Below are 9,659 nucleotides of genomic sequence, written 5' to 3'. Positions count from 1 at the left end.
GCGACAGTGATCGACGCCCTGAAGAACAAGGGAGTGACGGTGGTCTTCGAGATCGGCGGCAAGGATTACGCAGTGAACGGCGCGGGCGAGCTGAAGGGCTACAGCGCGGCGGCAGTGTATTACACCTCCGAGGAGGTCAAGGCGATGGCTGGCACTGTGCCTGCTGCGAGCGGCAATGCCCCCGCAGCGAACAGCAACCCGGAGACGGGCGGCGAGGTTCCCGCGGCGGTGGCGCCCGCAGCACCGGAGGCGGTTGTTCCGGCAGCGCCCGTGGCGCCCGAAGTTCCCGCGGTGATCGAGCCCGCGGTCCCGGCTGAGGCGGAAGCGCCCGCGGCGCAGGCCGAGGCCCCTGTCGAGGCGGCGGAAGCCGGTATGCCGGTTTGGGCCATCGCGGCAATTGTGATTGCGGCGGCAATCCTGGGCGGCACAGCGCTGGTTGTGATCCGCAGAAAGCGCGACAACCGGTAAGTTTCTTATTCCTTTTCGATCCGGGAGAAGGGGCAGTGGATCATCCGCTGTCCCCCTCCCGGATTTTTTGTCTAATCTGTCAATAGCCTGTCCCGCGGGCGCGCGGTAGAATGGTCTTAAAACTATGCCGCGCCCGGCGGCGGAATGGAGCGTCATCACCTATGAGCAAACTCACCTGGAACCCCGGCACCCTGCTGGCCCCTGTGCCGCCCGCCATGGTCACCTGCGGCACCCTGGAACGGCCCAACCTGCTGACCATCGCCTGGACGGGCATTGTGAACACCCATCCGGCGATGACCTATATCTCGGTGCGCCCCTCCCGCCACTCCTACGGGCTCATCAGGGACAGCGGCGAGTTCGTCATCAACCTCACCACCGCCGCGTTGGTGCGCGCCTGCGACTACTGCGGGGTTCGCTCGGGCTCAAAGGAGGACAAGCTCGCGGCCTGCGGCCTCACCGTGGAACCCGCCTCCAAGGTGTCCGCGCCGCTGCTGGCGCAGAGCCCGCTGTCGCTCGAGTGCCGGGTGAAGCAGGTGCTCGCGCTCGGCTCGCACGATATGTTTCTGGCTGAGATTGTGGCGATGGACGTGGACCCCGCGCTGGTGGACACGGCGGGCAAGCTGCACCTCGAACGCGCGGGCCTCGCGGCCTATGCGCACGGCGCCTATTACGAGCTGGGGCGGCGACTGGGCACCTTCGGCTACTCGGTGGCGAGGCGGCCGGCGGGGCGAGGCGCCAAACGCACCGCCAAGCGCTCATCCGGCGGCACACGCCGCAAACCATAAACCGCGAAAAGGAGTATCGCCCATGTACAGCTATTTTCACAAGACCCCGCTGGATGAAGATTTTTTTGAAAGGCACCTGGCGGCCCGCCTGCCCGAGCGCATCCTCGACGCACACGGCCATTTCGACCTGCCCGAGCACGTCGCTTCGGTGCCGCCTGAGGCGATTGCAGGCGACTGGGCGATGGAATGCGGCCTGCTGATGAGCTACGAGGACTACCGCGCCTACACCGCCGCGCTGTTTCCGGGCGTCGCGGTCGAGCCGCTGGCGCTGCCCTGGCCGATCTATCAGGCGGACACCGCTGCCAACAACGACTACATCGCTGGCCTGATCGGGCGGTTCGGCGTGCGCGGGCTGCTCACCATCCGGCCGGAATATCCCCCGGAGGAGATCGAGCGGCGCTATCTCGCGGGCGGCTTCTGCGGCTTCAAGCCCTACCCCTATATGGCGAGCCCGATCAAGAGCGCCGAGGTGGGCATCTTCGACTTCATGACCCACGAGCAGTTCGCGTTGGCCGACCGGCTGGGCGCCCCGGTGCTGATGCACCTGCCCCGCGCGGGCAAGCTGCCCGATCCGCACAACCTGGCGGATGTGCACGAAATCCTCGCGCGGTACCCCCGCCTCAAGCTGATCCTCGCACACTTCGGCCGGTGCTACACCCGCGAGCTGTTCCTCGAGGGCCTGGCCGGCCTGGAGGACGTGCTGGATCGCCTGTGGTTCGACTGTGCGGCGGTCGTCAACCCCGAGGTGTACGCCCTCGCCTTTGAGCGCATCGACTACCGGCGCATCCTGTTCGGCACCGATTTCCCGATTATGCTTTGGCACGGCAAGCGGGAATGGGATGCGCGCGGCTACCGCAACCTCTGCCGCGAGGAGTTCTCCTTCCGTGCGCACCGCAGCCCCGAGGAGGAGGCCGGGTACACCTTTGTCGTCTACGAACAGCTCCGCAACCTGCTCGACGCGATCGGGGACCGCCCCGAGGTGCGGCGGGCTGTCCTGTATGACAACGCGGCGGCGCTCTACCAACGGCCCGGTGCAGCGCAATAAACGCGCCCTTTCAAAAACAAAGCGGAGGCCCCGAAACCTTGACCGGTTCCGGGGCCTCCATTTTTATCTATTTGGGGGAAGGTTGAGACTATCTTCTGCGTTTGAGGAGCATCCAGCCCGCGCCGCCGGCCGCCGCGAGGGAAACCACCGCGATCAGCGCGATTGCCCATACCGGGAAGCCCGCCTCGGGCTGTTCCGCGGCAGCGGGGATACCGCCGATTTGCTGCTGGTTCTCCGCCGGGGCCTGCGCCGTCCCGGGCAGGGTGGGGGCCACTCCCGCCGCGATTTCGCCGCCCGTCTCCGGGTTGCCAGCCGCAGGCACCTGCGCCTTGCCGTCCGCCATCGCGATCAGCTCAGCCTCGGTGTAGTAGACCGCTGCCGCGCTGTAGCCGCTCATCGCCCCCTGGCCGTGGATCGCGTACTCCTTGCCGCCGATCTCCAGCACCAGGGTCACGTCCTTGCCCTTGAGCGTATCGAGTACCGTCGCCGGGACCAACTCGCCGCTCTGCACCACGGCGTTGACCTTGCCGCCTTTCTCCGCGCCGCCGACCTTCTCGATCACTTCGTTCCAGTAGTCGTTGCGGCTCACCGGGCTCGCCGAGCCCTTGGACGAGTGCGACGTGCTGCTGCGCTTTACAAGCCCGTCGAAGGCTTTGTCCGCCGCCTTGACCGCCGCGATCAGCACATCATTTTCCGTCTTTTCGTCGGCCAGGTAGTTCTTCGCCGCCGCCAACTGGTTGGCAAGCGCTTTCCAGCTCGCAGAGGTGTAATCGGATGCGTTCAGCTTCTCCGTCTTGGCCTCGATCGCGCGCAGCCGCACCGCTGCCGCCGCCCTGGTGAGGGCCGCCGCCGCATCGTCCACCTGCTTCTGGGTGGCGTTCGCGTCGCCGTAGACCGCCTTGGCCGCCGCGAGCTGCTCCTCGAGCTGTTCGAGGTTCTCGTACTGATCCGCCGCGATGACCTCTTCTGCAAAGTCGATGGCCGCTTTCAGCGCCGCCTTGTTGGTGTTGAGCATCAGGCCGTCGAGCGCGCCGAACAGCGCGTCGCACGCCGCCTTGATCTCTTCGGGCGTCGCGTCGAAGTCGTCGCGCGCCGCGATGCCGTTGGCGAGCGCATCCTGAAGCGCCGCCCAGCTGTCCGGGGTGTACTGCCCCTCGGTGAGGGATTCCGCCTGGGCGATCAGCTGCCGCAGCAGTTCCAGGTTGGCGTCCACGCGATCCACAATCGTCTGCATGACCTTGCGGTACATCTCGTTGATCGCCGCCTGATCCGCGTCCTTATCTTTTAAAAGCGCCTCGGCTTCCTTGACCACGTCGTTCAGCGCTTTCCACGATTCTTCGGTGAGGCCGGGGTTCTCCATGGCCGCACGGGCCAGCTCGACCGCCAGCTCCAGCAGTTCGGTTCTGGGTGCGAACACCAGGCCGTCGCGCGCCGCGACCAGCGTCAGGTAAGCCTCCATCACTTCCTGTGCGGTCGCAGTCCCGTTCTCCGCAACCGCCCTGGCCGCGGACAGCGCCTCGCCCAGGGGCTTCCAGCTCGAGGCTGTGAAGTCGCTCTCGCTGAGGCTCTCAACCACCGCGATCATGGTGAGCAGGTGGGATTTATCGACCATCTGGCCGAAGGTGATCTCCAGACCGGAGACCGCCGCGCCGCTGACCGTCACGTTGAGCATGGCCGGGCCGTGCTCGTCGTTGCCCGCGATCTTGAGGATGTACTCGCCGTCGGCCGCGCCGGGGATGACAAAGCTGCCGTCCTTGGCCACGCGCGCGCTGGCGATGACCGTATCGGGGTCGTCGGCCGCGTAGAGGTTGACCACAGTGCCCTTCACCGCCACGCCGCTATCTGCGGACACGGTGCCGGAGATGGAGTAAACCGCGTCGTTGAGCGCGAAGAGGTTGTCGATCTCCATCTGGCTCAGCGGATAGTTATAGATGCGCACATCGTCCAGCATACCCTTGAAATATTCGTTCATGCCGGGGATGCCGCCGATGGACAGGGCGAGGTCGCTGCTGGCGCCGCTGGGTGTGGTCTGGGCGGCCAGCTCGCCGTTCACATACATCTTGCGGGCGTTGTTCTTGCTGTCCTGCACCAGGGTGACGAGCGCCCATTCGCCCTCCTTCACCTTGGGGCCGAACAGGTTCGGGGCGCCGTAGGTGTAGCGGTTGTCGTTGCTGATCCACAGGCCGAAGAACCCGCCGTTGTTCTGGCGGCCCTTCTGGACGATGCCCTGCCACGCGGAGCGGTTCTGATCCACCTTAACCCAGGTGGAGAGGGAGTAGCTGTCGCTCCACTTGTACTTAAACTCGGGCGCATCGGGCACAGTGATAAACTGGGTCGCGCCGTCAAAGGAGATCGCGTCGCCGATCTTGCCCTCCACGAACTGCGGTTCGCCCGAGGACGCGCCGTCGTGGCCGTTGCCGGTGACATCCTTGACCACGCCGAAGCTGAGGTCGTCGAAGGTCCAGTGGGCGACCAGGGTCGGGGTGACCGTCACGTCGTCCGGGTCGTCCGGCTCATCCTCTTCGGTCTTGTTGACAAACACCTTGACCTGCTTCCATGCGGTGTTGCCGACGCCGTCGGTGACGTAGCAGACCGCGTAGTAGATGCCGTCTTCTTTATAAGTATAGGTGTGCTGCGCGCCGTCGTCGAAGGTAAGGTCGCCGAAGAACCACTGGTAGGCGGCGATGCCGTCCTCATCGGTGGCCTCGGCGTCAAAGATGAAGGTGCGGCCGGTCGGGTCGCTCTCATCCTTCACCGCGGTGGCGCTGAGCTCGGGCAGCGCGTTTTCTTCGAGCGGCCACTGCTCGAGAATCAGCGCCTCGGATTTTGCCGGCTGCGGGATGACCCACGCGCCGTCCACGATTTCGCCGCCGTTCATCGCCAGCACCTCGCGCGCGAGGTCGAGGTTCACGTTGACGCAATCGGTCATGGTGTAATCGGTGTAAGAGAACGTTTTCTTGTTCCAATCCAGCCCGCTCTTCCACTTCTCGGGGATGTTTTCGAGGCCGTAGTAGCAGCCTAGGATGCCGCCCACCGAGGACGGGTTGCAGTCGCTGTCCTGGCCGCACATCATGGAGATTTTCATCGACTGCTCAAAGTCGCCTTCGCCCCACAGCAGGCCGATGAGGATATACGCGGAGTTGAGCTTCGCGTCGATGTTAAACGGCTTGTTCAGGCCGTCCGGGCAGCGGTCGTTCTGCCATTTGTCCTCGAGCATCTGCCAGCATTCCTGCCAGGTGGAGCCGGATTCGTACTCCGCCATCACGTCCTGCATCATCGCGAGGAACTGGCTGCCCTCGGGGATGCTGCCGAGGCCTGCTTCGATGATCTCGCCTACGCTCTCAGCGGTGAACGCCTTGGCGTACATCGAGGCCACGAACACGCCGCCGTACACGCCGTCGCCGTAGTTCATCACGTGGCCCACGCGCCAGGCGAGCTCCTTGGCGATCTCGGGCTGCGCCAGCGCCATCATGCCGACCGAGTCCGCCTCGATCTGCCAGTCGATGTCGTCGCAGCACTGGTTGTAGAGGTAATGGCCCGAGTTGGGCGCTTCGACGCCGTTACGCAGGTTCTCGCGGCCGTAGTAGTTGGCGTGCCACAGCGCGAATTCCGACTCGCGGAAGTAGTGGCCCAACCACTTCCAGTTCGCGTTGACGCCGTGAGCCTTCATACAGTCGAGGAACGGGACCTCGACGTACAGGTCGTCCTGGCCGAAGCCGTCATTGATCATGTAGGGGTTCCACGCGGGCACTTCGTCCTCGCGCAGCAGGCGGCCCTGCGCGCGGAACTCGGTGGACGCCGCCCAGGTGACACCCGCCATCTCGCCAACCCAACCGCCCTTCATGCGGTTGAGGATATCCTCCTCGCGCAGGATGGTCTCGTCGCTGAGGGTTGCGAGCTTGTTCACCTCGGGTGCAGCGAGCGCGTAGTTGTAGAGGCGCACGTCGTCGATCTGGCCCTGGAAGAGCTCGCCGAGCTGGCCGCCCACGCCACCGATGGTAAACGGCTGGCCGGAGGTGCGGCCCTCCACGGCCTGTGCAGTGCCGTCCACCAGCGCGCCGTTCACATAGAAGTAACGGACGCCGTCCTTTTGCACCGCGGCCAGGTGAACCCACTCATTCACGGCGGGCATGGCCTTATCCACGGTGTTGTAGTTGGGTGCGCCGAAGCTCACCTGATTCTTGTTGTCCATCCACAGGCCGTACCAGACGCTATTGCCGGCGCGGCCCTTCTGGGCGATCGCCTGCCACTGGTTTTTGAGCTCGGGCGCCTTGACCCAAGCCGTCAGGGTGAAGTTGTCGGCGGCCGAGAAGTTGAGCTCGGGCGCGTCGGGGATGCTGACGATCTCGCTGCCGAACTGTGCCGCCTTGCCGACCTTGCCGTCGACCAGCGAAATTTCGCCGCTCGCCACGCCGTCATGGCCGTTGCCGGTCGCGTCGGCCACCTTGCCGTCCGCAATCTCGTCGAACGTCCAGTGGGCGATCAGCTTCGGAAGCGGCAGCTTCTCTTCCTCTTCCTCGGCGTTCACCAGCACCTTGACCTGCTTCACCTGGGTGTTGCCGATGGCGTCGGTGGTGTAGCAATACGCATAGTAGACCCCGTCCTCGCGGTAGGTGTGGGTCTGCTGCGCGCCATCCTCAAAAGTGAGGTCGCCGAAGAACCACTGGTACGCCGCGATGCCGTCCTCGTCGGTCGCCTCCGCGTCAAACACGAAGGTGCGGCCGGTCGCGTCGCTCTCGTCCGCTTCGACCGTCACGGAGGTGAATTCCGGCAGATCGTTCTTCTCGAGCGGCCACTGCTCCAGAATCATCGTGCGGTCGCCGGTGTTCTCGGGGATGGTCCACACGCCGTCCTCAATGGTGCCGCCGGTCATCTTGACCACTTCGCGCGCCAAGTCGAGGTTGACGTTGACGCAGTCAGTCATGGTGTAGTTGGTGTAGGAGAATCTTCTCCCGGTCCAATCCTGTCCGCTCTTCCACTGCTCGGGGATGTTCTCGAGGCCGAAGTAGCAGCCCAGGATGCCGCCCACCGAGGACGGGTTGCAATCGCTGTCCTGGCCGCACATCATGGAGATCTTCATCGACTGCTCAAAGTCCTCCTCGCCCCACAGCAGGCCGATGAGGATGTAAGCCGAGTTGAGCTTCGCGTCGATGTTGAACGGCCGGTTGAGGCCGTCCGGGCAGCGGTCGTTCTGCCACTTGTCCTCGAGCATCTGCCAGCACTCCTGCCAGGTGGAGCCCACGTCGTATTCCGCGACCACGTCCTCCATCATCTGGCGGAACATGCTCTCCTCGGGGATCGCGGAGAGGCCCGCGTCGATGATCTCGTCGAGGCTCTGCGCCTTGAAGGCGGCAGCGTACATGGTGGAGACAAACACGCCGCCGTACACGCCGTCGCCGTAGTTCATCACATGGCCCACGCGCCAGGAGAGCTCCTTGGCGACCTCGGGCTGCGCCAGCGCCGCCATACCGACCGAGTCCGCCTCGATCTGCCAGTCGATGTCGTCGCAGCACTGGTTATAGAGATAATGGCCGGAGTTGGGCGCTTCAATCCCCTTGCGGAGGTTCTCACGGCCGTGGTAGTTGGCGTGCCACAGCATGAACTGGGAGTCCGCAAAGTAATCGCCCAGCTGCTTCCAGTTGGCGTTCACGCCGTTGTCCTTCATACAATCCAGGAATGGGACCTCCACATAGAGGTCGTCCTGGCCAAAACCGCTGTTGATCATGTCGGGGGTCCACGTCGGGACCTCATCCTCGCGCAACAGGCGGCCCTGCGCGCGGAACTCGGTGGACGCTGCCCAGGTGACGCCCGCCATCTCGCCGACCCAGCCGCCCTTCATGCGGTCGAGGATCTCCTCCTCGGTAAGCACCACCGGGCCGCTCGCAACCTGTTGCAGGGTGATCGAAAGGTTCTGATCCTCGTCCACAGCGTCCACGTCGCCGCGCTGGGTGACATAGCCCGCGCGGGAGACGGTGTAGCGGTAGCTGCCCTCGAGCACGCGGTAGCTGCCGTCCGCCTCTGGCACAACGATGCCGTTATCGCCGCGCAGCACCACCTTGGCGTCCGCGGGGGTAACCGCGAAGGCAATGGTGCGGTAGACCTCGGCGTTCAGGGTGATGTCGGCGGACACGTCTCCGCCCGCGACCTCCACAGCCGCCTCAGAGGCGAGGAAGCTGCCTTCGACCGCATCGACGCGCGCCACATAGGCGCCGTCGGTCACCGATCCGATCTCATAATAGCCGTCCGCATCGGTCACGGCAAAGGCGAGCTCGGTTTTGTCATTTTCCGCGTCGTACAGGTGAACAGTCAGCCCTTCGACCGAGGCGCCGGTCTCGCCCGGCAGAACCTGTCCGCTCACGGTGTATACATCCGCGTTCTGCAAGTAGAGGGCGCGCGCTTCCATGCCGGTGAGGGCGCGGTTGTAAAAGACGACCTCGTCCAGCAGGCCGGTGTAATACTCGCCGCCGAAGGTGCCGCCCGCCTGCACGCCGCCGAACACCAGGTCCCAATCGGTAACGCTCTCCTGTGCGGCTCCCGTGCCGGCCAGCACGCCGTCCATGTAGATCTTCCGGGTGCCGTCCGTGCCGTTCTGCACCAGTGTGACGCAGACCCACTCGTCCTCCGGGGCGACATTGCCGTACACGTCGCGCTGGGTGTCAGCGCCGAACGCCAGCTTGTCGCTGGAATGGAACCACAGGCCCCACCAGGTACCCGCGGCGTCCGGGCGGCCCTTCTGGATGATGGCCTGCCACTGGCCCAACAGCTCGGGCGCTTTTACCCAGGCCGAAAGGGTGAAGCTGCCGTCGATGGGCGCGTTAAACACATCGTCGCTCGGCACCGACACCAGCTCGCCGTCTTGGAAGCTGATCGCCTGACCGAAGCGGCCCTCGACGAACTCCGGTTCCCCCCGGATGATCTCGCCGTCGTGGCCGTTGCCGGTGACGTCCTCGACCACGCCGCCCTCGGCGCCGTCAAACGTCCAGCGGGCAACCAGCCCATCTTCGGGCAGGATCACCTCGCCGCTGGACACGGGTGCGGCGAACACCTCCTTTGAGGCCTCCACCTCTGCGGGGGTCTCCTCCGTCGGTTCTTCCACCGGCTCCGCAGGCTGCTCCAGCGGCTCTGCGGGCGGGATTTCCTCGGGCGGCGCTTCCTCGCTCTGTCCCGACGCTTCCGGCAGCAGTGGGATCGTCCCATCCGCCACAGCGAAGCTCGGCATCGCCATGCTGAACACCAGCACGACCGCCAAAAGGATACTGAGTAACTTCTTTGACACTTGACACTCCTCCTTAACATAATCTGCTTCTTCTCAAATTCCCTTTTTCCTTTCAGCGTCCCCCCTTCGGCACCAATTTTTCTCT

General features: G+C 64.7%; 4 protein-coding genes. 3 read left to right on the top strand and 1 reads right to left on the bottom strand.

Annotation, left to right across the window (positions count from 1 at the left end; all coding sequences use genetic code 11):
• From H8711_RS05790 to H8711_RS05780, 3 genes are all read left to right on the top strand, one after another.
• On the top strand, positions 1 to 468 hold a 468-nt coding region (locus H8711_RS05790; protein ID WP_249282520.1), incomplete at its 5' end, for a hypothetical protein.
• Between the two features lie 161 nt (positions 469 to 629).
• Positions 630 to 1,253, top strand: a complete 624-nt coding sequence (locus H8711_RS05785) for a flavin reductase family protein (protein WP_249282519.1) — start codon at positions 630 to 632, stop codon at positions 1,251 to 1,253.
• A gap of 22 nt (positions 1,254 to 1,275) precedes the next feature.
• On the top strand, positions 1,276 to 2,298 hold the full coding sequence (locus H8711_RS05780) for an amidohydrolase family protein (RefSeq protein WP_249282518.1): 1,023 nt from the start codon (positions 1,276 to 1,278) through the stop codon (positions 2,296 to 2,298).
• A gap of 88 nt (positions 2,299 to 2,386) precedes the next feature.
• Here the strand turns inward: H8711_RS05780 and H8711_RS05775 are convergent, their stop codons facing one another.
• The gene (locus H8711_RS05775; RefSeq protein ID WP_249282517.1) at positions 2,387 to 9,574 is read right to left on the bottom strand and encodes a LamG-like jellyroll fold domain-containing protein; all 7,188 of its coding nucleotides are present in this window, start codon (positions 9,572 to 9,574) and stop codon (positions 2,387 to 2,389) included.
• Positions 9,575 to 9,659: the final 85 nt, after the last annotated feature.

The organism is Ligaoa zhengdingensis, from assembly GCF_014384885.1.
GTDB classification, from domain to species: Bacteria; Bacillota; Clostridia; order Oscillospirales; family Ruminococcaceae; genus Ligaoa; species Ligaoa zhengdingensis.
This window is presented reverse-complemented; position numbering and strand designations above follow the sequence as displayed.

What these genes read in the sequence shown, in the direction of transcription:
- H8711_RS05785 (WP_249282519.1), top strand. Translation starts at nt 630, where the DNA reads ATGAGCAAACTCACCTGGAACCCCGGCACCCTGCTGGCCCCTGTGCCG.
- H8711_RS05780 (WP_249282518.1), top strand. Translation starts at nt 1,276, where the DNA reads ATGTACAGCTATTTTCACAAGACCCCGCTGGATGAAGATTTTTTTGAA.